Genomic DNA, 22007 nt, shown 5'->3' with positions numbered 1-22007 from the left:
GGGTCAGAATCTCAGCGCCGCAGCATAGCCGGGATCGGCCAGCCGGGCATTGGCGAACTCCGCCTGCCTCTCGCGCGGCACGGCGCAGGCGATGAACGGCGCCAGCGCGGGCAGGACCTCCGGCGGGGCGTCCATGGTCTCCGGCATCTCGCATTCAGCCATGGCGAAATAGCAGGCCCCCGCCGCGTCCAGCAGCAGGTCGATATCCCACTGCAGACCGTAGCGGTCGGTCTCGGTCCGCCGCAGTTTGTGGATGCGCCGCGTGGTGAGCGGCCACAGGTCGTCGAAGTCGCGCGGCTCGGTCATCGCCGTCTCGATCTCGATCAGCCGGCCCGCCGCATCGATCTTGTAGGTGAAGCTGTCGGACGCGACCCCGTCCCGGGTCTGCCGCCGGATGCGGGCGTCGCCGGGGAGGTAGCCCTGCCGGATCTCGCTCCATTCCGCCGGGGCCCACAGGGCCAGCACCGCCGCCGGATCGGACAGGACGTATTTGCGCTCGTTCTCGGTCGGCATGGCGCGGTTCTAGCGCGGCGGCGGCCCCGCTGGAAACGCGCGTCTGGCGGACTTCGGCTGCGGTCTCAGCCGCCGATCAGCATCCGGTAGGCCGCCGTCGCCTGGGCCCGGGCCGACTCGTCGTCCAGCAGCCGCTTGGAATGCCCATAGGCCAGCAATATGCCCTTCCACTGGAACACCAGCGTCTCCAGCGTCGCGTCGTCGGCCTCGGGCCTCAGGGCGCGGAACTCGCGCTTCAGCGTGCGGCCCCAGCGCACCCGGTTGTCCTTCAGCTTGTCGCGCAACGGGCCGGGCTGGTCGTCCAGTTCGGTCGCGGCGGAGGTGAGGGGACAGCCGCCTGGCAGGTTCTCGCTGTCGTTCCAGGCCAGTTCGCGCTCGAACAGCTTCTCCAGCCGCTCACGGCCCGGCGCGAACGGCTCGGCCGGCTTCCACACCTCGGCCACGAACCGGTCGGTCATGGCGTCCAGCAGGGCCAGTTGCAGCGTCTCCATCGACTGGAAATGCTTCAGCACCCCGCTCTTGGACAGGTTCATCGCGGCGGCGAGGTCGCCCAGGCTGACGCCGGTCATGCCGCGCACGCTGACCTGACGCATCGCCTCGTCCAGAATCCGCGCCCGCGTGTCCTCGCCCTTGCCCAACGAAATTACCTCTTGACCAAAAGTGACCGATCGTGCACTTATCGGTGACCGACCGGTTACTTTTATCCTGAGCCGGTCGGTTTGGAAAGACCCATTGGAGGAAGCGCCATGCTTCTCATGACCCTGATCTCGACGGCGGCCCTGATCTCCGCCCAACCCGCTCCGGCCCTGACCCCGGGCGCCGCCGCTGTCCTGGCCGCGCCCGGGGAGGCTCGCAGCGAAATCTTCGACGGACGCAACTGGACCTGCGGCCCCGACGGCGTCTGCGTCGCCCGCGGCCCCGGCGTCTCCCAACCGATCGGTCGCGAATGCCGCCGCTTCGTCGCCCGCTTCGGCGCGGTCACCCGCTACGAGCGCGACGGTGCGGCCCTGACGGACGTGCAACTGGCCCAGTGCAATACGGCGGCGGTGCGGTAGGGGCGCGCGCATGGGCTCGGCGCGGTCACGAGGCCCAGGCCTGGTCGCGATGTCAGTCCGGGATGTCACCGGCCAGGTCGGACCACTCTTCATGCCCGTGACGGATGCGCACGACGAGAACGTCGCCTGTCGCTTCGATGTCGTAGAGAATTACATGCGACTTGTATGGATAGGCCCGGATCGGCGGCTTTAGCTCGGTTCGCAAGCGGGCGGCGGCGGGAAAGTCCGCGATCAGGTCAAGCGCGCCAAGCAGCCCGTCGATATAGCGGTCAGCCTGCGCAACGCCGAACATCTCGACACCCAGACGGTATAGGGTGTCGAGGTCGCGGTCGGCTTCCTCACTGACCGTCAGCCGAGGCAGGTCTAGGCTCGCTTGCGAAGGTCGCCGCGCGCCGCGTCTATGATCTGGCGGGGCGTTCTGTTGCTAGTGCCGCTTGCGCGCCCTTCGTCCACAAGCCGCTGCATGTGGGCGATCTTCTCGGCCCTGACCTGTTCGCGCCGGATCAGGTCGCGAACAACATCGCTGGAATTGCCGTAGCGGCCGCTGCGGGTCTGTTCCTCGACCCACGCCTTCATCTGGTCGGGAAGGGAGATGTTCATGGTGGCCATGGGCGGTGCTCCTTCAACCCAAAGGGTCCGATTAATGGCAATCCTTGTCAATCCGCCGTGAACCGCACCGATCGCACTGCCGTCTCGGCGGCGTCCAGGCCGTTGCCGAAACCGCTCGATGAGATCACCACGGACTGCGCCCCGTCGCTGACGACAGCCCACAGGCATTCACCGGCGGCGGCGTGGAAGCCGGTCTCGGGGTCGCTGATGCCGCAGGCGACCACGGCGCGCAGGCCGGATTTGCCGTTCACTTCGAACGCCTCGACCGCGACCGGCTCGAACCGGCCGTAGGTGGTCATCAGCCGTCCCCCGGCGTCGCGCACGAATCCCGCTTCTTCAGCCGCGACGGCCTCAAGCGGACCGGCGTGAACCTGGACGGTGAGCAGGTCGCGCATGAATTCCTCGGCGGCCGGGTCAGACAGGATCATGCAGCGCGGCCCCATCTCTGCATCGCAGGGTCGCATCTGCAGGCCGGCGGCCTTGTCGAAAGCGACGCCCAGAGCCGCGGGCGGTCGGGGCGCCGCCTGGAGCGCTTCAGGCCCGGCGACCGCGGCGGGCTCCCGGCATCCGGCAAGTCCCAGTGTGGCCACGACCGCGACAACGCCAAACCCGTTCATGATCAGCCTCCCGCCTGCTGCGGCCGAGCCTGTGCCCGTTGGGGCCGGTGATCAAGGCCTGGCCCGCGCAGTTCCGGCCCCGAGGCTCAACCGGCTCAGCATGGTGGGGCCCGGACCCGGACAGCAGCCCGCGCTCAGGCCTCAAGCACAGCCTGAATGCCCGCAATGAGGCTGACCGCCGTAATCGGCTTGGCCACATGGCTGTCTGCGCCCGCAGCCCGGGATTCGGCCCGGTGCTCGGCCATGGCGTTGGCGCTCAGCATGACGATGGGCGTGCGCGGCCGGTGGGGCATGGCGGCCTCGAAGGCGCGGATCGCCCGGGTCGCGGTCAGGCCGTCCATGACGGGCATCTGCATGTCCATCAGCACGACGTCGAAGGTCCCGGCCTCAAAGGCCGCGACCGCCTGGGCGCCGTCGTCGGCGGTGATGACTTCGGCCCCCTGACCGCCGAGGATCAGTTGCACCACCCGCTGGTTGGTCGGGTGATCCTCGGCCAGCAGGACCCGCATGGGTCGCCCGGCGAGGGTCGGGACCGCCGGTCCGGCGCTGGTCTCGCGCGCGTCATAGTCGGCGAGGCTCCCTGCGCGGTCCAGCGGCAGGACGAAACGGAAGCGGCTGCCGACCCCGGGAGTCGAGCGGGCCTCGATCGATCCGCCCATCATCACCACCAGAGACCGGCAGATGGACAGACCCAGGCCCGTGCCGCCGAACCGCCGGGTGATGGTGCTGTCGGCCTGGTTGAAACGCTCGAACAGCCGGGATGCGTGCCCGGCGTTGAAGCCGACGCCGGTGTCCTCGACCATGATCGCCAGCTGGTGTGCGGCCGACGGCGCGTCCGGATCATCCGGCCAGGCCTCGATGCGGACGGTGACCGAACCGGAGGCCGTGAATTTGATCGCGTTGGACAGCAGATTGCCCAGCACCTGACGGATGCGGGTGCTGTCGCCCACGAATACGCCGCGGGCCTCCGGCGTGCGCTCGACATGGAAGGCCAAACCCTTGTCCTCGGCCCGCGCGCCCATGACCGCGAGGGGCTCCAGCGCCTCCTCCAGATCGAAGGGCCGGGATTCCAGATCCAGCTGACCGGCCTCGATCTTGGAGACGTCGAGGATGTCCGAGACCAGCCGTTCGAGGGTCACGCCAGACCCCCGGATCAGGTCGACCATCTCCGCCTGTTCCGGCGAGAGCGGGGTGCGCGACAGCGCGTCGACGATGCCGATGACCCCGTTCAGCGGCGTCCGGATCTCATGGCTCATATTGGCGAGGAATTCGGATTTGGCGGTGTTGGCCGCCTCGGCCGCCGCCTTGGCGTCGATCAGGGCCTGTTCGGCGGCGACCCGGTCGGTGACGTCCCGGGCGACGGCGTAGACGTGATCGCCGACCCGACGGGCGCGCCATTCCAGGGTGCGATAGTGCCCGTCCTTGTGACGATACCGATTGATATGGCCCAGGACGGGGGCGTCCGGCCGCCGGTTCTCGACCTCCTGGACGCTGTCCTGCGTCCCTGGCAGGTCATCTGGGTGGACCAGCGCCAGCAGGGGGAAGCCGCGCATCTCCTCGGGGGTATAGCCCAGCGTCGTGTGCCAGGACGGACTCACCCTGGCCACGCGTCCGCCGATCTCGCGAATGACCAGCAGGTCGAGGGAGACGTCGAAGAAGGTGGAAAGGTCGCCGCCGCCTTCCGCGGTCGGACTGGCGAGAAAGGCTGATGCAAAGCCCTGATCATCCGGTGCGATCTGTGCGGTGCAACTCACGATACTGCCGTCCCCGTCCCCAATGGAAAACAGGTTAGGCCCGGCAGTGTTAAGGGCGCATTTCCGCCTAGTAGGCGAAATCCCGGTACATCCGCGTCAGGTCGCCCTGCCACTCTCCGTTGTACAGCGCCAGCAGCCGGTCGGCGGGGGTGATGCCGCTGTCCGCGATGTCTTCCAGCTCTGACAGATAGCCGCGCTCGTCGACCATGCCGCCGCTGAAGCGCGCGCGGTTCTTCAGTCCCTCGCGGGCGATGTGGACCATGTCCACGGCGACGTCGCGCACCGACCGGCCCGCCACCTCGGCCTTGAGGCCCAGCCGGGTCACGTCGCGGCGCAGTCGCTCGTGGTCGGCGATGTCCCAGTTCTTGACGAGATCCCAGGCGGCGGCCAGCGCCGCGCCGTCGTACAGCACCCCGGCCCACAGGGCCTGAAGCGCGCAGATGCGGCTCCACGGCCCGCCGTCGGCGCCGCGCATCTCCAGATACGACTTCAGCCGAACTTCGGGGAAAAGCGTGGTCAGGTGGTCGTTCCAGTCCTTCTTCGTCGCCCGCTCGCCGGGCAGGGCGTCCAGCCCCTCGGTCATGAAGCGGCGGAAGGACTGGCCCGACAGGTCGACATAGGTCTCGCCGCGCTTGGCGAAATACATCGGCACGTCCAGCGCATAGTCGGCGTAGCGCTCGTAGCCGAAGCCGTCCTGGAAGACGAAGTCCAGCATGCCCGTCCGGTCCGGATCGGTGTCGGTCCAGACATTGGCGCGGGAGGACAGGAAGCCGCTGGGTTTGCCCTCGATGAAGGGCGAGCAGGCGAACAGGGCGGTGGCGACCGGCTGCAGGGCCAAAGAGGTGCGGAATTTGGCCACCATGTCGGCCTCGTCCGAGAAATCGAGATTCGACTGGATGGTGCAGGTGCGCAGCATCATGTCGAGGCCCAGCGACCCCTTCTTCGGCATATAGGCGCGCATGATCTTGTAGCGGCCCTTCGGCATGACCGGCACGTCTTCGCGCCGCCACAGCGGGTCGAAGCCGGCGCCGATGAAGCCGAGGTTCAACTGGTCGGCGACCTGTTTGACCTCCATCAGATGCTGGCCGGTCTCGTTGCAGATGTCGTGCACGTCCTTCAGCGGCGCGCCCGACAGTTCGAACTGCCCGCCCGGCTCCAGCGAGATGGAGGCGGTCATCCCTTCCTCGTTCTTGCGCTCAAGGGCGATGACGTAGCCGGCCTCCTCGACCGGCGCCCAGCCGAACCGTTGCAGGCCGGTCAGCATGGCCAGGATGCCGCCCTCGCCCTCGTAGGCGGGGCGACGCAGCGTCGACCGGTCGAAGCCGAATTTCTCGTGCTCGGCGCCGATGCGCCACTGGTCCTTCGGCTTGGCGCCCTTCGACATGGCCCTGATCAGGTCTTCGCGGGAAAGCGGCGCGGCGTCGGTCATGCATTCAGCCCTCTTGTCGCGGCTAGATGGGGCGAAACGACGCGTTCCTCAAGGGATGTCGCGGTGGACCATGCCGTGTTTCTTGCGGGCGGTGAACGGGGTCATGACGCTGACGAAGAAGGCGACCGACCAGCCCAGCAGAATCGCGCCCGCCACACCCTCGATCGCGCCCAGCAGCCGCCACTGCGGCGCCATCAGCGAGTCGTCGTAGCCGATCGAGCCATAGCTGATGCTGGAGAAATAGACCGCCTCGCGCAGGTCGGGCACCGCGCCGATCATCTTGTAGAGGGCGGCGTACATCCAGATTTCGACCCCATGGATGACGAACAGGCCCAGGACCACGGCGATGGTCAGCAGCACGTGCCGCCACAGCGGCCCCTCGACATAGGATCGCCCGGCCCGGATTTCGTAGAGTTCAAGGACGCGGCCGAGGCTGAACAGGCCGAAGCCGTGGATGCTGACGGCGAGCAGGGCCATAACCGTCGACAGGGCCAATTCGTTGAACATGCGGCATCCTGCTCCGAAGCCGGCGCTCCCGCTAGCGGTCCCAGTCGCCGACGGCCGCCTGCCAGAGGGTGAGGGCGGAGACGGCGGCGGTGTCGGCCCGCAGGATCCGGGGACCCAGCGACACGGCGGTGGCGAAGGGCAGGGCCCGCAGTCGCTCCCGCTCCTCCGGCGAAAACCCGCCCTCGGGACCGATCAGGACGGCCCATGGGTCCCCGCCCGCGGCCTGAAGGGCGGGCCCCGCCGGCGCCCCGCCGGTCTCGTCGCAGAACATCAGCCGCCGGCCGGCTTCCCAGTCGTCCAGCACCTCGCCCAGCTTCACCGGTTCATCGATCATGGGCACGTCCATCCGCCCGGTCTGTTCGGCCGCCTCGATGGCGATGGCGTCCAGCCGGTCCATCCGCACATGCTGGACCTGGGTCCGGTGGGTAACCACCAGCCGGATGCGCCGCACCCCCAGTTCGGTCGCCTTTTCGACCGCGAACTCCAGTGCGGACTTCTTCACCACGCTGATCAGCAACTGCACGTCCGGCCCCAGGGTCTGCGGCCGCACCTGTTCTGCGGCCCGCAGAACCACGCCTTTCTTGAGCGCCTCTGCGATCACACACCGCCACTCCCCGTCGACGCCGTTGAAGACCAGCAGCCCGTCCCCGATCTTCAGCCGCATCACCTGGGTCAGGTAGCGCGACTGGTCGAGCGTCGGCAGGACGGCGGCGTCGGGGGCGAGGGGCGTGGGGACATGGAGGCGGATCATCGGGGTTTCATAGTCCACGGCCCCCGGTCTTGTCTGCGGCCCGGCTCCTGGTGACCATCTAAAGCTGTGTAAATCAAATCATTCGCGGTTAACGTAGCTTGGCCGTAAAATCCCGTTAACATATCGCGGTAATTTTTGATCGTGGAGGTGGCCATGTCCCGGCTCGTCTACGCGATCATCAGGGCGGACGGATGCTGGCGCATCGTCTGCGAACGCCGCCGCATCGGCCGGTATGCGACCTGCGAGAAGGCGGCCATCGCGGCCATGGCGCTGGCGCGCGAGGCGGTGGCGTCGGACCACGACGTCGAAGTGCTGGTCCAGGACGGGGCAGGCCAGCTGTGGCCCGTGGCGCAGATCAACGCCCTCGCCATCTGCGCCGGGCCCGAGGACGGGACCCCGCCTACAGAGTCCGCGCGATCAGCAGCTTCATGATCTCGTTCGTCCCGCCGTAGATGCGCTGGACGCGGGCGTCCTTGTACAGCTGGGCGATCGGATATTCGTTCATATAGCCGTAGCCGCCGTGGAGCTGGAGCATCTCGTCGATGACCTCGCCCTGGATGTCGGTGACCCAGTATTTGGCCATTGAGGCGGTGACGGCGTCCAGCTGGCCCTTCAGATGCAGGCCGATGCAGTGGTCGACGAACACCTTGGCCACCGTCAGCTTGGTCTTCACCTCGGCCAGTTTGAACTGGGTGTTCTGGAAGTCGATCACCCGCTTGCCGAAGGCCTTGCGTTCCTTGACGTAGGCCAGCGTCTCCTTCAGCCCGCGCTCGGCTGCGGCGACCCCCTGGACGGCGATGTTCAGCCGCTCCTGCGGCAGCTGCTGCATCAGCTGGATGAAGCCCTGGCCCTCGCCGCCGCCGATGATGTTTTCGCCGGGGACCTTCACGTCGTTGAAGAACAGCTCGGAGGTGTCGTTCCCCTCCATGCCGATCTTGTGCAGGTTCCGGCCGCGCTCGAAGCCCTCGGCCCCGTCCGTCTCGACCACGATGAGCGAGGTGCCCTTGGCGCCTTCGGACGGGTCGGTCTTGGCCACGACGATGATGAAATTGGCCAGCTGGCCGTTGGTGATGAAGGTCTTGGAGCCGTTCACCACATACTGGTTGCCCTGTTTGATGGCGGTGGTCTTGACCCCCTGCAGGTCGGAGCCGGCGCCCGGCTCGGTCATGGCGATGGCGCCGACCAGTTCGCCCGACTGCAGCCGCGGCAGCCAGCGCGCCTTCTGCTCGGCGGTGCCGTAGTGCCAGATGTAGGGCATGACGATCGCATTGTGCAGCGAGATGCCGAAGTGATCCGCGCCCTTCCAGCCCAGCTGGCGCATCAGCACCACCTCATGCCGGTAGTCCCCGCCCATGCCGCCGTCTTCCTCCGGCATCGACAGGCCCAGCAGGCCGGCGTCGCCCGACGCGTTCCACAGTTCACGCGGCACGCTGGAATTGGCCAGCCAGGTCTGCACGGTCTCGGGCGAGGCGTGCTCGTCGATCCATTTGCCGACGGAGTCGGAGAAGAGGACGATCTCCTCTTCCTGCATGAAATCGGGCTCGGGGACGTTGAGGACGTTCATGGGCATACGCTCAGCTTCTCCCTCCCTCTCCGAGGGAGGGTGGCCGCGAAGCGGCCGGGTGGGAGGGGCTGGGCGACGAGGGCGCTGCGGCTGGATTGCCGAGCCCTCTCCACCCCGTCGGCTGCGCCGACGATCCTCCCCCGGAGGGGGAGGGAGAAAATCAGTGCGTCCCTAGAACGCCTCTGCCGGCATCGCCATCAGCACGTCCGCGCCGGTCTTCAACTTGGCCAGATGCGCCGCCGTATCCGGCAGGATCCGCTCGACGAAATAGCGGCCGGTCATCAGCTTGGTGGCGTAGAAGGGGTCGCTCGACCCCGCGTCCACCTGCGCCTGCGCCGCCTTGGCCATCTGCGCCCACATATAGGCCAGGGCCGTCAGGCCGAAGATGTGCAGATAGTCGGTGCTCGCCGCCCCGGCGTTGTCCGGGTTCTGCATGCCGTTCTGCATCAGCCACATCGTGCCTTCCTGCAGCTTCTTCTTGGCGTCGGCCAGGCCGTCGACGAAGGGCTTGATCGGGCCCTCGGCGCCGTTCTCGGACACGAAGGCGTCGATGTCGGCGAACCAGGTCATGATCGCCCGGCCGCCGTTGGCCGGCAGTTTGCGGCCCACCAGGTCGAGCGCCTGGATGCCGTTGGCGCCCTCATAGATCATGGTGATCCGCGCATCGCGCAGATACTGCGACGCCGGGAAATGCTCGGTGTAGCCGCTGCCGCCGTGCACCTGCATGGCGAGGCTGGCGACGTGGAAGCCCTTGTCGGTCAGATAGGCCTTCAGCACCGGGGTGATCAGACCCATGTAGTCGCGGGCCTTCTGGGCCTCGGCCTCGTCGTTCGAATGCTGCAGATCGGCCTGCAGCGCGGTCCACAGGGTGAAGGCCTGGCCGCCCTCGACGAAGGCCTTGGCCTCCAGCAGCATGCGGCGCACGTCCGGGTGAACCATGATGGAATCGGCCGGGCCGTCCGGGTTCTTCGGCCCGGTCAGCGACCGGCCCTGCAGCCGGTCGTGGGCGAACTCCACGGCGGCCTGATAGGCGGCGGTCCCGATCGACAGACCCTGCAGGCCGGTGCCGAGGCGGGCCTCGTTCATCATCACGAACATGGCCGCCATGCCCTTGTTCTCGGTGCCGACCAGCCAGCCCCTGGCGTTCTCATAGGCCATGACGCAGGTGGCGTTGCCGTGGATGCCCATCTTGTGCTCGAGCCCGGCGCAGGCCGCGCCTTCGTTGCGCGCGCCCAGGCTGCCGTCCTCATTGACGAAGAATTTCGGCACCACGAACAGGCTGATGCCCTTGATCCCGGCCGGCGCGCCCTCGATCCGGGCCAGCACCAGATGGATGATGTTGTCGGTGAAGTCGTGCTCGCCCGACGAGATCCAGATCTTCTGGCCGGTGATATTATAGCTGCCGTCGCCGTTCGGGACCGCCTTGGTGCGGATCAGGCCCAGGTCCGTGCCACACTGCGGCTCGGTCAGGTTCATGGTCCCGCCCCATTCGCCGGTGGCCATCTTCGGCAGATACATCGCCTTCTGCTCGTCCGAGCCGTTGGCGTTCAGGCCCCAATAGGCGCCGGCCGTCAGACCCGGATACATCGAGAAGGCGGCGCTGGCGGCGGCGGTCATCTGGCCGAAAGCCATGGCCACCACGGCCGGCATGCCCTGGCCGCCGTGTTCCGGCAGGGCCGACAGGGCGGGCCAGCCGGCCTCGACCATGGCCTTGTAGGCTTCCTTCCAGCCGGTCGGACCGGTGACCTTGCCGTCGACCCATTTGCAGCCTTCCTGGTCGCCGATGCGGTTCAGGGGGGCGATGACCTCCTCGGCGAATTTGGCGCCTTCCTCGAGGATCTGGCCGACCAGGTCCGACGAGACGTCGGCGAAACCGGGCTGGTTGGAATAGCGATCGATCTCCAGCACCTCGTTCAGGACGAACGTCAGGTCGCGGACAGGCGCCTTGTAGGCCATGGAACTACGCTCTCGCTTTGAAGGGCTGGTGAAGGGGGTCGGGGCTCAGACGGGATTTGAGCAGGTCGGCGTATTCGTCGGCGCCGGGCAGCAGGTCGGGGCGGAACTCGGCCAGCTTGCGCTCCATCACCGCGCAGGCCTCCTCGGCCGTCTCGATGGCGGCGTCGAGGTCCTCGCGCTGCTGTTTCAGGGCGGCGATCTGGGCCCGGTGCCGGCGCAGGGCGACCGACATCTGGTGGGCGTTGTGATTGTCGTGGTCGTACAGATCCAGCATCTCCTGGATCTCGAGCAGCGAAAAGCCGATGCGTCGGCCGCGCAGGATCAGCTTCAGCCGGGCCCGGTCGCGGGCGTCATAGACCCGCGTCTGACCCTTGCGGGCCGGGGTCAGCAGGCCCTTGTCCTCATAGAATCGCAGGGCGCGCGCGGTCGCCCCGAACTCCCGGCAGAGCTGGCGGATCGAATAGGTGCGATGATCGTCGGCGGTCGCCATGGCCAAGTCATAACTTGACGTGGACGTAAAGGGAAGCCTTTAGGTCGGCATGGCTCGCAAACACGTCAATCTGGGCCGCGCCCCGGACAAGCGCGACCTGCCGCAGAAGACCTGCGTCGTCTGCGGCCGGCCGTTCTCATGGCGACGCAAATGGGCGCGGGACTGGGAAAGTGTGAAGGTCTGTTCCGACCGTTGCCGGATGGCGGCTCCCGGATCCTGACCCCCTCCGGGCGCGCGGCGATATGGAACCCGTCGGCAGCGCCGTGTGCTTATGGGGCGGCGCGAACACGGGTTCTGCGGACAAGGCGCGGGCGACCGTCGTACGGGAGGCGGTCGTCTGCGGGTCCGGCGTCATGTCAGCAGCCGACCGCGAGGCGCACCTTGGGCGACGATCGAAACAAGCTGGAGACCTGGGGCTGCCGTGTGAGCAGCGGAGTGGCCGACCTCTCCGCACATCCCTTCGCCCAGATCGCGCTGATCGCCTTTTGCTTCGCCTGGTTCGCCCTCAGGCTGCCGGTCGAGATATTGACGGCCGCGCTGTCGATCCTCGCCATTACGCTGACGCAAATGGTTCTGAACCAGCAGAAGGAGCGATCGGCGGACGCGCATCGCCGGGACGTCGCCCTGCACGCCAAACTCGACGAACTGGTCCATGCGAGCCGTCGCGCCCGGAATGATCTGATGGGAGCCGAAGAACTGGACGAGGAAGAGATCGCTCGCCTCAAACAGGCCATGCGCCCCGACCGGGAGGCCGTCAGTCAGGATTGCAGCGCTGCGCCCCGTGAACGCGCCACCGGCTCCGGCTGAATGAGTTCAGGACAGGCGTTCTGGACCGGCGCGCACCTCGCGCGGCGCCGGCCCGGTCTTCAGCCATGCCCGCTTGCGGGACGGGATTCGTCACTCAAGGGCCAGGCCTCAGCGGACCTCGCGCGCCCGCTTCCAGAGCACGGTCGCAGTCATGGCGATCAGGATCAGATTGGTCACGGCCGGGCCCACGTCCATCCCCGCCGCGTGGAGGGTCAGCATCGCCGCCTCCAGCGCCAGCAGGCCGCTCGCGGCCATGACCAGCAGGGGTCGCCCGTGTGTCCACGACACCAGCGGGGCCAGCACCAGAACGGCGAGGATGATCTCGGCGACGCCGAGGCCGCGCACCATCTCCGGCGCCACCAGGGCGGGCCAGCGCATCAGCTCGACGAGGTTCTCCATCGGCTCGCTCAGCTTGGCGTAGCCGGCCGCGATGAAGAACATCGCGATCCATCCCTGCAGCGTCCAGAGGGTCAGGTTGCGATAGCTGGCGTTGAGACGTGCGCGGGCGGGGGTGAGGGTCTGGGTCGTCATTTTGGCTACGCCGGGGAGGGCGCTCTCTTGATTTGCAACAGTAGCGATGTCGGATCGCATGACCCGTTCCGCAAGTGCGCGAAGCGTGAGCGTAACCATCCGTGACCGCCTTCTGCGAGAGCTACGGGGCCGAAGCGTGGCCGTATGCATAATTCTCTGTAATCTGAATCCGATTTAGGCGGGGTTAAGCGACAGAACCTGACGCGCGGTCTCCAGCCGGGCCAGCTTGGCGTGCAGCGGGGCCCAGTGGTCGTCGGCCTCGATTGCGGCCCAGATCGCCTCGACCTCGTCGATCAGCATCTCTTCGGGCTCTGCGGCGGCGAACATCGGCGCCTCAAGCCGCTCGGGACGGTCCGGGGCATGCTCGAACAGGGCGAAGCGGAAGGCGTCGAAGGCCTCGCCCTGATACAGCTTCCCGCGCGGCCCCTGCAGCGCCCGCGCCGAAGAGGCGAAGCCGCCGAACCAGTCGAAGAACAGCGGCTCCCAGCGCTGCGCCTCGCCACCCTCGCGCAGCAGGGCCAGGGTCGCGTCCAGCAGCCGCTGGTCGGCGGCCTCGCCAAGGCTCTGCACCCCCAGCCGCGCCAGGAAGGCGGCGCGCAGTTCGCGGATATAGGCCGGCCCGAACCCGTTCAGCGCCTCGGTCAGCGGCCCGGCGTCGGCGACCAGCTTCAGCGCGCCGCCCAGCTGGGTCAGGGCCCAGAACACCGCCTCGGGCTGACGGGCGAAGGCGTAGAGGCCGGTCTGGTCGAAATAGGCGGCGGTGAAGCCGGGCTCGTAGTGCGGCAGGAACCGCCACGGGCCGTAGTCGAAACTCTCGCCCGTGACGTTCAGATTGTCGGTGTTCAGCACGCCATGGACGAAGCCGGCCGCGATCCAGCGCGCCGTCAGCCGCGCCGACGCCTCGACCACGGCGCGCAGGAAGCCGGGCGCATCGCCGGCCGCGACGCCTGGGTGGTAAAGGGACCGCGCGTGCTCGACCAGCGCCTCGACCATGTCGGTCCGGCCCAGATACGCCGCCCGCTGGAAAGTCCCGAAGCGGATATGACTGTGCGACAGCCGCACCAGCACCGCCGACCGCGTCGGCGACGGCTCGTCGCCGCGTTCCAGATCCTCCCCGGTCTCGATGAGCGAAAAGGCCCGGCTGGTCGGCACGCCCTGCGACTCCAGCATCGCCGCCGCCAGCACCTCGCGCACGCCGCCCTTCAGCGTCAGCCGCCCGTCCCCCGCCCGCGACCACGGCGTCTGTCCTGAGCCTTTTGTTCCCAGGTCGAGAAGTCGACCCGGGGAGGCGCTATCCCTTGCGACGCGGTCGCTCGCTGCCTGAGCGCCAAGGGGGGCTTCGCGCATCTGCGCCGCAAGGAAGCCGCGGCCGTCGCCGAGGTCGGGGTTGTAGGTGCGGAATTGATGTCCGTGATAGCGCATGGCGACGGGGCCGGGCTGGCCGGGCAGGGGCTCGAACCGGCCGAAATGGGCGATCCATTCCTCGTCGGTCAGCGTTTCCAGGCCCACGCTCGCGGCGGCCCGGTCGTTGCGGACCCGCAGGATGGTCTTCGGGAACGCCGCCGCCCGGACGGCGTCGCCATAGTCCTCTCCCAGATCGAAGAAGCGCGGATCGGGAGCATAGTTGGGCGAGACGGGCATCCGCCGCAGATGCGGCCTCCGGCCTTCGGACGCAACCGCCGCCCGGCGGTTGAATACCGCGCGCCCTCGCGTATTGTAGGACGCAGAGATCAGGCCGGGCTTCACCGGTCAGGCTGGCGCGCCCGCCGATGCGGCGTGAATCCGGTCCGGCGTCCGTCGATAACCTGACGCCACGACAGTCCTTTCCAGGTTTCCGGAGGCCGCCGTGGCGCGCAAGATCACCCTCGACTTCCTCAAGACCGAGGCCGCCTCGGGCATCGTGCTGGGCCTCGCCGCGGCGATGGCCCTGATAGCGGCCAATTCGCCCCTGTCGGCAGCCTATTTCGGCTGGCTGAAGAGCGAGCATATCCTCCAGATCGGCCCGCTGATGCTGGAGCTGACGATCTCGGAGTGGATCAAGGAAGGCCTGATGGCGGTCTTCTTCCTCGTGGTCGGGCTGGAGATCAAATACGAGATTCTCAAGGGCGAACTCAGCGATCCGCGCAAGCTGGCGACGCCGGTCCTGGCCGCGGTCGGCGGCATGGCCGCGCCGGCGCTGGTCTATCTGGCCGTTTCAGGCCTTCTGAACGGACCACACGAGGGCTGGCCGATCCCGCTGGCGACCGACATCGCCTTCGCCCTTGCGGTTTTCGCCGTGGCCGCGCGCAGGCTGCCCTCCTCGCTGCGGGTCTTCCTGCTGACCCTCGCCATCGTCGACGACCTCGGCGCCATCGCCCTGATCGCCGTCCTGTTCTCCAGCGGCGTCGATTGGGTCCCTCTGGCCTGGGTCGCGGGCCTGCTGGCGGTCGGCGCCCTGTTCGCCGCGCGGCGCAAGGTCGCCGCCCCCTTCTGGGTGCTGGGTTTCGGCCTCGTCTGGTACCTGACCGTGCTGGCTGGCCTTTCGACCTCCCTGACAGCCGTGGCCTTCGCCCTTATCGTGCCCGTCTCCAACCGGACTGAAGACGGCCAGAGTCCGTTGAGGGAGGCGATGCACGACCTCCATCCGTGGGTCGCCTATCTGATCCTGCCGCTGTTCGCCTTCGCCAAGGCCGGCGTCTCCTTCGCCGGCCTGTCGCTGGAACAGGCGTTTGCGCCGCTGGTGCTGGGCATCACCTTCGGCCTGTTTGCCGGCAAGCAGATCGGGGTGTTCGGCGCCGCCTGGCTGGCGTCGGCCCTCAGGATCGGCCGCCGCCCGACCGATGCGACCTGGCTGGAGCTCTATGGCGTCAGTCTGCTGTGCGGAGTCGGGTTCACCATGAGCCTGTTTGTCGGGATTCTGGCCTTCCCGGGCGCCATCGACTCGCCGGAACAGGTCGAGGTCAAGTTGGGGGTGCTGGGCGGCTCGTTCCTGTCCGCCGTCGCCGGGGCTGCGGTTCTTGCCGTGGCGACACGAAGGCGCAAGATTTTGGCCCAAGCGGCCATGGATACTCGCACGGACTAGGCGAATATTGACCTAGCGTCATCGATTTCTGTCGCTTTTGCGTCACAGTCAGGCTTCCCCCGTGGCGGAAATGAGGCGCTGAGGGCCCCCGCTCCTTGTCGCTGAGTCCCGCTTGGATTACCCCGGAGACTGGACTTACCGCGCTCCACAGAAGGGTGCGGTCCAGGGATCAGGAAACGCTGCGGTCGCCGTCCATGACGGGGGCCCGGCCCATGTCGGGGAGCCACCATGCGCCTTACCAACCTTCTTCGCACCACAGTGTCGGCCGCCGTGGTCGGGGCCTGCGCCTTCGGCCTCGCCGGCGCCGCCTCCGCCCAGGACGCGCCCCAGGAGGGTCCGCAGACCATCGACGACATCATCGTCACGGCCCAGAAGCGTGAGCAGAACCTGCAGGACGTGCCGATCGTGGTCACCAGCCTGTCGGCCGAGACCCTGCAGGACGCCGGCGTTCGGGACATCAAGGACCTGCAGATCCTGACCCCCGGGATGACCGTCACCTCGACGTCGTCGGAAGCCTCGACCACCGCCCGTATCCGCGGCGTCGGCACGGTCGGCGACAACCCCGGTCTGGAAAGCTCGGTCGGCGTGGTCATCGACGGCGTCTATCGCTCGCGCAACTCGGTCGGCTTCGGCGATCTGGGCGAAATGGCCCGCATTGAGGTCCTGAAGGGCCCGCAAGGCACGCTGTTCGGCAAGAACACCTCGGCCGGCGTCATCAACATCATCACCGAGGCCCCGTCGTTCACGCCTGAGTTCAACGCCGAACTGAACGTCGGCAACTACGGCGCCATGGGCGCCTCGGGCTCGGTCACCGGCCCGATCAGCGACACTCTCGCCTTCCGCCTGTACGCCGGTCGCCGCGTCCGCGACGGCTTCATGAACATCGACACCGGCGACGGCCCGCGGCCCGAGACCACCGACAACAACCAGGACTTCGGCACCGTTCGCGGCCAGCTGCTGTGGCTGCCCAGCGACAACGTCTCCTTCCGCCTGATCGGCGACTATTCGCGCCGTGACGAGTTCTGCTGCGTCGGCACCCAGATTCGCACGGGCCCGACCTATCCGTTCGTCGACGGCCTCTCGACCGGCACGGGCCAGCGCCCGCCGGCCGCCGGCAACGGCCCGCTGCCCTTCCTGCGCACGGGCTTCGCCAACCGTTCGTCGTATCAGGAAGTCACGGACCGCGGCGTTTCGCTCGAGGCCAACATCGACATCCCGGGCATCAACGGCGCCCTGACCTCGGTCACCTCCTGGCGTGAGTGGGAATCCACCCTCGGCCAGGACATCGACTACACCGGCGCCGACATCGCCTACCGCGTCAACGACGGCGACTACGGCTTCACGGTCGACAACCTGACCCAGGAGTTCCGTCTGGCCGGCTCGAACGACCGGTTCGACTGGCTGCTCGGCGTGTTCGCCACCTCGGAAGAGGTCGGCCGCACCGACAGCTGGTATTTCGGCGCCGACTACACGCCCTTCCTGTCCTTCCTGCTCAGCGCCCGTCTGAACGCCGTCAACCCGGCCCTGCCGATCAGCCCGAGCACCATCGGCTGCTACACCCGCGCCGCCCAGACGGCGCCGGGCTTCGGCGCCTGCCTGGGCACCGGCGGCGCTGTCAACGGCGGGGGCCCCGGCTTCACCGTCGGGCAGGGCTTCGAAGACGTCTACGACCAGGATTCGACCTCGTACGCGGTCTTCACCAACAACACCTGGCACGTCACCGAGCAGTTCGACATCACCCTGGGTCTTCGCTACACCATGGATGACAAGAGCCTGCAGGGCCTGCAGCGCAACGTGAACGGCAACGGCGGCGCCTGCGCCGCCGCCCTCGGCAACGCCGCAGCGATCGGCGCCGTTCTCGGCGCCGCCAACACCCCGACCATTCTCGGCAACTTCTGCCTTCCCTGGTCGAACGCGGCCTATGCCAACCGTGGCGTTTCCGAGAGCTTCGATGACGGCGAACTGAGCGGCACGATCAAGGCCGCCTTCCGCCTGAACCCGTCGATCCTGACCTATGTGTCGTACGCCCGCGGCTACAAGAGCTTCGGCTACAACCTGGACCGCGTGCAGACGGGCATCACGCCCAACGCCTCGCTGTTCTTCCCGTCGGAAGTGGTCGACAGCTACGAAGCCGGCGTGAAGATGACGCTGCTGGATCGCACCCTGCTGCTGAACGCCACCTACTTCGACCAGACGTTCGAGAACTTCCAGCTCAACACCTTCCTCGGCACCGCCTTCGTGGTGGAGTCGATCCCCGAGCTGACCTCGCGCGGCGTCGATGCCGACATGGTCTGGTTCACCCCGATCGAGGGCCTGAGCTTCCAGGGCGGCGTCACCTACACCGACGCCCAGTACGGAAACTTCACCGCCGCCGACCTGTCCAGCCCGGGCAACTTCCCGCAGCTTTCCCTGCTGCCGGGCGCCCGCGCCTCGTTCGCTCCGGAATGGTCGGCCACCGGCTCGATCAACTATGACCGCAACGTCGGCAACGGCCTCCGCGCCGGCTTCAGCCTGGCGGCCAAATACATGGACGACTACAACACCGGCTCCGACCTGCTGCCCTACAAGATGCAGGAGGCCTTCACGACCTTGAACGGCCGCATCATGCTGGGCGCCGAGGATGAGCGCTGGACCGCCGAGTTCTGGGTCCAGAACCTGACCGACGAAGAGTATATCCAGGTCGCCTACAACGCTCCGCTGCAAGGCTCGGCGTTCCAGTCCACGATCCAGCCGAACGGCACCTACTACAACCCGGCGCTGGACTCCCAGACCTACGACGCCTTCCTGGGTCAGCCGCGCACTTACGGCGCGACCCTGCGCTTCAAATACTAGACCGCCTCGCCGCAAGGCGGGTCGAACCAGCCGGCCGGGGGAAACCCCGGCCGGTTTTGTTTTGGGCCGCGGCACAGGGCGCGCGGATGCCTTTCCCTCACCCGAAGTGGGGAGGGATGTCGGCGCGGAGCGACGAGAGGGTGGGGAATTGCAGGCCGGGCGCCGCCGGTGCGTGACTGGCGCCCCCCCCGGGGGCCGGCTGCGCCTCGCCGCCCGTCCCCCTGAAGGGGAGGGAAGGAAGGTCTGGTCAGCCGGATCGCCGCCTGCACGGTGTTCAGCGCCGGACGCGCCGGACGCGCCGAACCACTAGCCACTAGCCACTAGCCGCCAGCCCCGGCCGGTCCGGGCCTACCGCTCCCGCGACCCGCCGAAGCTGACCGTGCGACCGCCACGCGCCTTCCGGGCGACCCACCGTCCCGCCTTCATCACATTGCCCGGCCCGCGTTTCACGAAGCCCGGAATGTCGTCGACGATGGTGAAGATCGGCGGGATGAACAGAAGCGACAGGAAGGTCGAGGAGATCAGCCCCCCCACCACCGCGATGGCCATGGGCTGGCGGAATTCGACGTCGGCGCCCCAGCCCATGGCCACCGGCATCATGCCGGCGCCCATGGCGAAGGTGGTCATCAGGATCGGTCGGGCGCGCTTGTGGGCCGCGTCCATGATGGCGTCGAAGCGCGCCATTCCATCCTTCTCGGACATGATGACGTAGTCGACCAGGAGGATGGAGTTCTTGGCCGCGATCCCCATCAGCATCAGGATGCCGATGAGGGACGAGATCGAGAAGCTCGAGCCGCCGATCATCAGGGCCACGAAGGCGCCGCCGATGGCCAGCGGCAGCGAGGCCATGATGGTCACCGGATAGGCGAAGCTGCGGAACAGCAGCACCAGCACCGCGTACATCAGCAGGATGCCGGTCAGGAAGGCGACGGCGAAACCGGTGATCATCTCCTGGATGAACTCGGCGTCGCCGGCGGGCACCTGACGTACGCCCGCGGGAAGATTGTTGACCGACGGCAGCTTCTTGACCGCCGCATCGGCTTCGCCGGAGCGGATGCCGTCCAGCTCGGCCGTGATCGAGGCGATCCGCGACCGATCCTGACGCAGCACCTGCGACGGCCCGGCGCCGAACTGGATGTCGGCCACGGCGCTCAGCGGCACGGACCCGCCGCTGTCTGTCGGCACGCGCAGGGTCTCCAGCACCGAAAGGTCCTCGCGAGCCTCGCGGGTCAGCTGCAGCCGGATCGGCACCTGCCGGTCGCCGAGATTGTATTTCGGCAGGTTCTGCGCCACGTCGCCGAGGGTGGCGACGCGGATCGTCTGGGAGATATCGCGGGTCGAGACGCCCATCAGGGCGGCCTCATCGGCCCGTGGCGTGACGAGGATTTCGGGTCGGGCGATCGAGGCGGTGTTGACCACATTGGCCAGCCCCGGAACGGTCCGCATCTCGGCCTCGATCTGGCGGGCCGCGGTCGCCAGCGCCTCCGGATTGTCGCCCAGAATGGCGAAGGTGTAGCTGGTGCCGTCCGAAGGTCCGCCGCCCTGGTTGCCGGTCCCGGCGCCGATCCGGGCGCCTGGAATCGTCTTCCACCCGTCGACCATCTCGCGGGCGAATTCCTGCTGGCTCAGCGCGCGCTCGCCCTTGTCGACCATGTCGGCATAGACAAAGGCCTGACTGACCTCCTGGCCGCCGATCGAGGCATAGACCGAGGTCACCTCCGGCCGCTGTCGCAGGTCGCGGGTCAGCCGTTGGACGATGGCGTCGGTCTGGGCCAGGGTCGCGCCGGGCGGCAGTTCGACCGAGAAGGCCGCCCGGCCCTCGTCGCCCGAAGGCGAGAATTCGAAGGGCACCCTGGACGCCAGGAAGCCGCAACCGATGAACAGGACGGTGCCGAGGGCGAACACCTTCCAGCGGTTGGCGAGCGACCAGCGCAGGGCCTTCAGATAGCCGCTCATCCAGAACGGATCGGCGTCCTCGTGCTTCTGGTGCTTGAGCATATAGGCGGCCATCAGCGGCGTCAGCGTCCGCGCCACGACCAGCGAGAAGGCGACCGAGACGCACGCCGCCAGGGCAAAGGCCTTGAAGAACTGGCCGATGATGCCCGGCATGAAGCCGACGGGCGCGAACACCGCCAGAATGGTGGCCGTGGTGGCCACGACGGCCAGGCCGATCTCGTCGGCGGCCTCCATCGACGCATTGTACGGAGACTTTCCGTCCCGCATGTGCCGGACGATGTTCTCGATCTCCACGATCGCGTCGTCGACCAGAATGCCGACCGTCAGCGACAGAGCCAGCAGGGTGACCACGTTCAGCGACTGGTCCAGCGGCCCCAGAATGGCGAACGCCGGGATCAGCGACAGCGGCATGGCCATGGCCGTGATGAAGGTGGCGCGCCAGTCCCGCAGGAAGATGAAGACGACGATGACGGCGAGCAATGCGCCAAGGCCCAGCGCCTCCAGCGAGGCGAGATAGCTTTCCTCGATATATTCGACGCTGGCGGTGACTTTTTCGATGGTCAGCTCGGGATGGGCCTCGTCGATCTCGGCGACGCGGTCGCGAACCTTTTCGGCGACCTTGACCTCGCTGGCGCTCCGTGAACGCAGGAAGTTGAAGGTCACAGCCTCCTGGCCGTTGTAGCGGGCCAGACGGCGGGGTTCGCTCCAGTGGTCTGTGACCGTTCCGAGATCGCCGAGGCGGGCGGACCGGCCGCCGCCCAGGGGGATCAGGGTCTCGCGCAGCTGTTCGATCGAACCCGCGGCGCCGAGGGTCCGGATGGACCGTTCGGAGCCCGAGATGGTCACCCGCCCGCCGGGCAGGTCGTTGTTCACCGAGGTCAGGGCCTGGCTGACCGCAGCCGCCGTCAGGCCGACGGAGGCGAGACGGTCGGGATCCAGTTCGACCCGGATTTCCCGGTCCACGCCGCCGGAGCGATTGACCTCGCCGACGCCCTGGATCGACAGCAGCGAACGGCTGACCTCGTTGTCGATGAACCAGCTGATCTCTTCCGGCGTCATGGTCGACGATCGGACCACCCAGGTGATCAGGGCGTCGCCGGTGATGTCGATGCGCTGGACGCTGGGTTCCTGCATGTCTTGCGGCAGGTCGGCGCGCAGGCCGCTCATGGCGTTGCGCACGTCGTTGGTGGCGCGTTCGGTGTCGGTCCCCAGTTCGAACTCGATCGTGGTCGAGGATGAGCCGTCCGTGACCTGGGAGTTGATGTGGCGCACGCCCGGCAGGCCGGCGAGGGAATCCTCGATCAGCCGGGTGACCTGGACCTCCATCTCGCTGGGCGCCGCGCCGGGGCGGCCCGCATAGACGTTGATCAGCGGGAAATCGATGTCGGGGTTGTTGTTGATCCGCATCCCCATGAAGCCGTTGATCCCCGCGAGGGTCAGCAGCACGAACATGAGGATGATCGGAACCGGGTTCCGGATGGACCAGGACGACAGGTTTTTCATGGTCCCGGCCCTAGTTCTTGGCCGGGGCGGCGGCGCGAACCGGCGCGGCCGCGCGCGGCGCGGCGGCGACCG

General features: G+C 67.7%; 21 protein-coding genes. 6 read left to right on the top strand and 15 right to left on the bottom strand.

Annotated features, from left to right (window positions below; all coding sequences use genetic code 11):
* Positions 1-3 precede the first annotated feature (3 nt).
* Positions 4-513 carry a CYTH domain-containing protein gene (locus QQJ79_RS02465; protein ID WP_284220738.1) on the bottom strand — a complete coding sequence of 170 codons (510 nt, stop codon included), beginning with the start codon at positions 511-513 and terminating at the stop codon, positions 4-6.
* 65 nt (positions 514-578) lie between these two features.
* Entirely contained in the window at positions 579-1151 is a 573-nt protein-coding gene (locus QQJ79_RS02460; protein ID WP_284220737.1) for a TetR/AcrR family transcriptional regulator, read from the bottom strand.
* Between the two features lie 108 nt (positions 1152-1259).
* On the opposite strand from QQJ79_RS02460, the gene QQJ79_RS02455 reads away from it, so the two are divergent.
* Positions 1260-1568: a CC_3452 family protein gene (locus QQJ79_RS02455; RefSeq protein ID WP_284220736.1), complete on the top strand. Its 309-nt coding sequence runs from the start codon at positions 1260-1262 to the stop codon at positions 1566-1568.
* Positions 1569-1620: 52 nt separating this feature from the next.
* Here QQJ79_RS02455 and QQJ79_RS02450 read toward each other — a convergent pair whose 3' ends face one another.
* The 7 genes from QQJ79_RS02450 to QQJ79_RS02420 all read right to left on the bottom strand — a co-directional run bounded on the left by QQJ79_RS02450 (position 1621) and on the right by QQJ79_RS02420 (position 7235).
* Positions 1621-1920 carry a type II toxin-antitoxin system RelE/ParE family toxin gene (locus QQJ79_RS02450; RefSeq protein ID WP_284220870.1) on the bottom strand — a complete coding sequence of 100 codons (300 nt, stop codon included), beginning with the start codon at positions 1918-1920 and terminating at the stop codon, positions 1621-1623.
* Positions 1921-1931: 11 nt separating this feature from the next.
* On the bottom strand, positions 1932-2177 hold the full coding sequence (locus tag QQJ79_RS02445) for a type II toxin-antitoxin system ParD family antitoxin (RefSeq protein ID WP_284220735.1): 246 nt from the start codon (positions 2175-2177) through the stop codon (positions 1932-1934).
* Positions 2178-2224: 47 nt separating this feature from the next.
* The gene (locus tag QQJ79_RS02440) at positions 2225-2794 is read right to left on the bottom strand and encodes a hypothetical protein (protein ID WP_284220734.1); all 570 of its coding nucleotides are present in this window, start codon (positions 2792-2794) and stop codon (positions 2225-2227) included.
* 134 nt (positions 2795-2928) lie between these two features.
* Entirely contained in the window at positions 2929-4548 is a 1620-nt protein-coding gene (locus QQJ79_RS02435; protein WP_284220733.1) for a PAS domain-containing hybrid sensor histidine kinase/response regulator, read from the bottom strand.
* A gap of 67 nt (positions 4549-4615) precedes the next feature.
* The gene (locus QQJ79_RS02430; RefSeq protein ID WP_284220730.1) at positions 4616-5977 is read right to left on the bottom strand and encodes a glutamate--cysteine ligase; all 1362 of its coding nucleotides are present in this window, start codon (positions 5975-5977) and stop codon (positions 4616-4618) included.
* Between the two features lie 48 nt (positions 5978-6025).
* Positions 6026-6484, bottom strand: a complete 459-nt coding sequence (locus QQJ79_RS02425; RefSeq protein WP_284220729.1) for an ion channel — start codon at positions 6482-6484, stop codon at positions 6026-6028.
* A gap of 31 nt (positions 6485-6515) precedes the next feature.
* Positions 6516-7235, bottom strand: coding sequence for a 16S rRNA (uracil(1498)-N(3))-methyltransferase (locus QQJ79_RS02420; protein WP_284220727.1), 720 nt, complete (start codon positions 7233-7235; stop codon positions 6516-6518).
* 153 nt (positions 7236-7388) lie between these two features.
* Here QQJ79_RS02420 and QQJ79_RS02415 point away from each other — a divergent pair, with 153 nt between their 5' ends.
* Positions 7389-7667 (top strand): hypothetical protein, encoded by a 279-nt coding sequence (locus tag QQJ79_RS02415; RefSeq protein WP_284220726.1) that lies wholly within the window; start codon positions 7389-7391, stop codon positions 7665-7667.
* On the opposite strand, the gene QQJ79_RS02410 is transcribed toward QQJ79_RS02415, so the two are convergent.
* The 3 genes from QQJ79_RS02410 to QQJ79_RS02400 form a co-directional block, all read right to left on the bottom strand.
* Complete coding sequence (locus tag QQJ79_RS02410; RefSeq protein ID WP_284220867.1) at positions 7636-8799, bottom strand: acyl-CoA dehydrogenase family protein; 1164 nt, start codon at positions 8797-8799, stop codon at positions 7636-7638. The genes QQJ79_RS02415 and QQJ79_RS02410 overlap by 32 nt on opposite strands.
* Before the next feature lie 171 nt (positions 8800-8970).
* Positions 8971-10755 carry an acyl-CoA dehydrogenase C-terminal domain-containing protein gene (locus tag QQJ79_RS02405; protein ID WP_284220724.1) on the bottom strand — a complete coding sequence of 595 codons (1785 nt, stop codon included), beginning with the start codon at positions 10753-10755 and terminating at the stop codon, positions 8971-8973.
* Between the two features lie 4 nt (positions 10756-10759).
* Positions 10760-11245: a MerR family transcriptional regulator gene (locus tag QQJ79_RS02400; protein ID WP_284220721.1), complete on the bottom strand. Its 486-nt coding sequence runs from the start codon at positions 11243-11245 to the stop codon at positions 10760-10762.
* A gap of 49 nt (positions 11246-11294) precedes the next feature.
* Here QQJ79_RS02400 and QQJ79_RS02395 point away from each other — a divergent pair, with 49 nt between their 5' ends.
* Positions 11295-11465, top strand: coding sequence for a DUF2256 domain-containing protein (locus QQJ79_RS02395; protein WP_284220719.1), 171 nt, complete (start codon positions 11295-11297; stop codon positions 11463-11465).
* 215 nt (positions 11466-11680) lie between these two features.
* The gene (locus QQJ79_RS02390; RefSeq protein ID WP_284220715.1) at positions 11681-12052 is read left to right on the top strand and encodes a low affinity iron permease family protein; all 372 of its coding nucleotides are present in this window, start codon (positions 11681-11683) and stop codon (positions 12050-12052) included.
* A gap of 108 nt (positions 12053-12160) precedes the next feature.
* On the opposite strand, the gene QQJ79_RS02385 is transcribed toward QQJ79_RS02390, so the two are convergent.
* Together QQJ79_RS02385 and QQJ79_RS02380 are read right to left on the bottom strand one after the other, a co-directional pair.
* Entirely contained in the window at positions 12161-12583 is a 423-nt protein-coding gene (locus QQJ79_RS02385; protein ID WP_284220712.1) for a DoxX family protein, read from the bottom strand.
* 174 nt (positions 12584-12757) lie between these two features.
* Positions 12758-14224 carry a protein adenylyltransferase SelO family protein gene (locus QQJ79_RS02380; protein WP_284220710.1) on the bottom strand — a complete coding sequence of 489 codons (1467 nt, stop codon included), beginning with the start codon at positions 14222-14224 and terminating at the stop codon, positions 12758-12760.
* Positions 14225-14429: 205 nt separating this feature from the next.
* Between QQJ79_RS02380 and nhaA the strand changes: the two genes are divergently transcribed.
* Together nhaA and QQJ79_RS02370 are read left to right on the top strand one after the other, a co-directional pair.
* Positions 14430-15644 carry a Na+/H+ antiporter NhaA gene (nhaA, locus tag QQJ79_RS02375; RefSeq protein WP_284220708.1) on the top strand — a complete coding sequence of 405 codons (1215 nt, stop codon included), beginning with the start codon at positions 14430-14432 and terminating at the stop codon, positions 15642-15644.
* 228 nt (positions 15645-15872) lie between these two features.
* On the top strand, positions 15873-18476 hold the full coding sequence (locus QQJ79_RS02370) for a TonB-dependent receptor (protein WP_284220706.1): 2604 nt from the start codon (positions 15873-15875) through the stop codon (positions 18474-18476).
* A 348-nt stretch (positions 18477-18824) separates the two neighbouring features.
* Here QQJ79_RS02370 and QQJ79_RS02365 read toward each other — a convergent pair whose 3' ends face one another.
* Positions 18825-21935, bottom strand: coding sequence for an efflux RND transporter permease subunit (locus QQJ79_RS02365; RefSeq protein WP_284220705.1), 3111 nt, complete (start codon positions 21933-21935; stop codon positions 18825-18827).
* Positions 21936-22007 lie beyond the last annotated feature (72 nt).

It is taken from the genome of Brevundimonas denitrificans (genome assembly GCF_030160755.1).
GTDB classification, from domain to species: Bacteria; Pseudomonadota; Alphaproteobacteria; order Caulobacterales; family Caulobacteraceae; genus Brevundimonas; species Brevundimonas denitrificans.
The sequence above is the reverse complement of the archived record's forward strand: the minus strand, read 5'-3'. Positions and strand labels throughout refer to the sequence as shown.

What these genes read in the sequence shown, in the direction of transcription:
- QQJ79_RS02380 (WP_284220710.1), bottom strand. Translation starts at nt 14,224, where the DNA reads ATGCCCGTCTCGCCCAACTATGCTCCCGATCCGCGCTTCTTCGATCTG.
- QQJ79_RS02395 (WP_284220719.1), top strand. Translation starts at nt 11,295, where the DNA reads ATGGCTCGCAAACACGTCAATCTGGGCCGCGCCCCGGACAAGCGCGAC.
- QQJ79_RS02465 (WP_284220738.1), bottom strand. Translation starts at nt 513, where the DNA reads ATGCCGACCGAGAACGAGCGCAAATACGTCCTGTCCGATCCGGCGGCG.
- QQJ79_RS02440 (WP_284220734.1), bottom strand. Translation starts at nt 2,794, where the DNA reads ATGAACGGGTTTGGCGTTGTCGCGGTCGTGGCCACACTGGGACTTGCC.
- QQJ79_RS02420 (WP_284220727.1), bottom strand. Translation starts at nt 7,235, where the DNA reads ATGATCCGCCTCCATGTCCCCACGCCCCTCGCCCCCGACGCCGCCGTC.
- QQJ79_RS02405 (WP_284220724.1), bottom strand. Translation starts at nt 10,755, where the DNA reads ATGGCCTACAAGGCGCCTGTCCGCGACCTGACGTTCGTCCTGAACGAG.
- QQJ79_RS02385 (WP_284220712.1), bottom strand. Translation starts at nt 12,583, where the DNA reads ATGACGACCCAGACCCTCACCCCCGCCCGCGCACGTCTCAACGCCAGC.
- QQJ79_RS02410 (WP_284220867.1), bottom strand. Translation starts at nt 8,799, where the DNA reads ATGAACGTCCTCAACGTCCCCGAGCCCGATTTCATGCAGGAAGAGGAG.
- QQJ79_RS02445 (WP_284220735.1), bottom strand. Translation starts at nt 2,177, where the DNA reads ATGGCCACCATGAACATCTCCCTTCCCGACCAGATGAAGGCGTGGGTC.
- QQJ79_RS02365 (WP_284220705.1), bottom strand. Translation starts at nt 21,935, where the DNA reads ATGAAAAACCTGTCGTCCTGGTCCATCCGGAACCCGGTTCCGATCATC.
- QQJ79_RS02430 (WP_284220730.1), bottom strand. Translation starts at nt 5,977, where the DNA reads ATGACCGACGCCGCGCCGCTTTCCCGCGAAGACCTGATCAGGGCCATG.
- QQJ79_RS02400 (WP_284220721.1), bottom strand. Translation starts at nt 11,245, where the DNA reads ATGGCGACCGCCGACGATCATCGCACCTATTCGATCCGCCAGCTCTGC.
- QQJ79_RS02425 (WP_284220729.1), bottom strand. Translation starts at nt 6,484, where the DNA reads ATGTTCAACGAATTGGCCCTGTCGACGGTTATGGCCCTGCTCGCCGTC.
- QQJ79_RS02370 (WP_284220706.1), top strand. Translation starts at nt 15,873, where the DNA reads ATGCGCCTTACCAACCTTCTTCGCACCACAGTGTCGGCCGCCGTGGTC.
- QQJ79_RS02415 (WP_284220726.1), top strand. Translation starts at nt 7,389, where the DNA reads ATGTCCCGGCTCGTCTACGCGATCATCAGGGCGGACGGATGCTGGCGC.
- QQJ79_RS02455 (WP_284220736.1), top strand. Translation starts at nt 1,260, where the DNA reads ATGCTTCTCATGACCCTGATCTCGACGGCGGCCCTGATCTCCGCCCAA.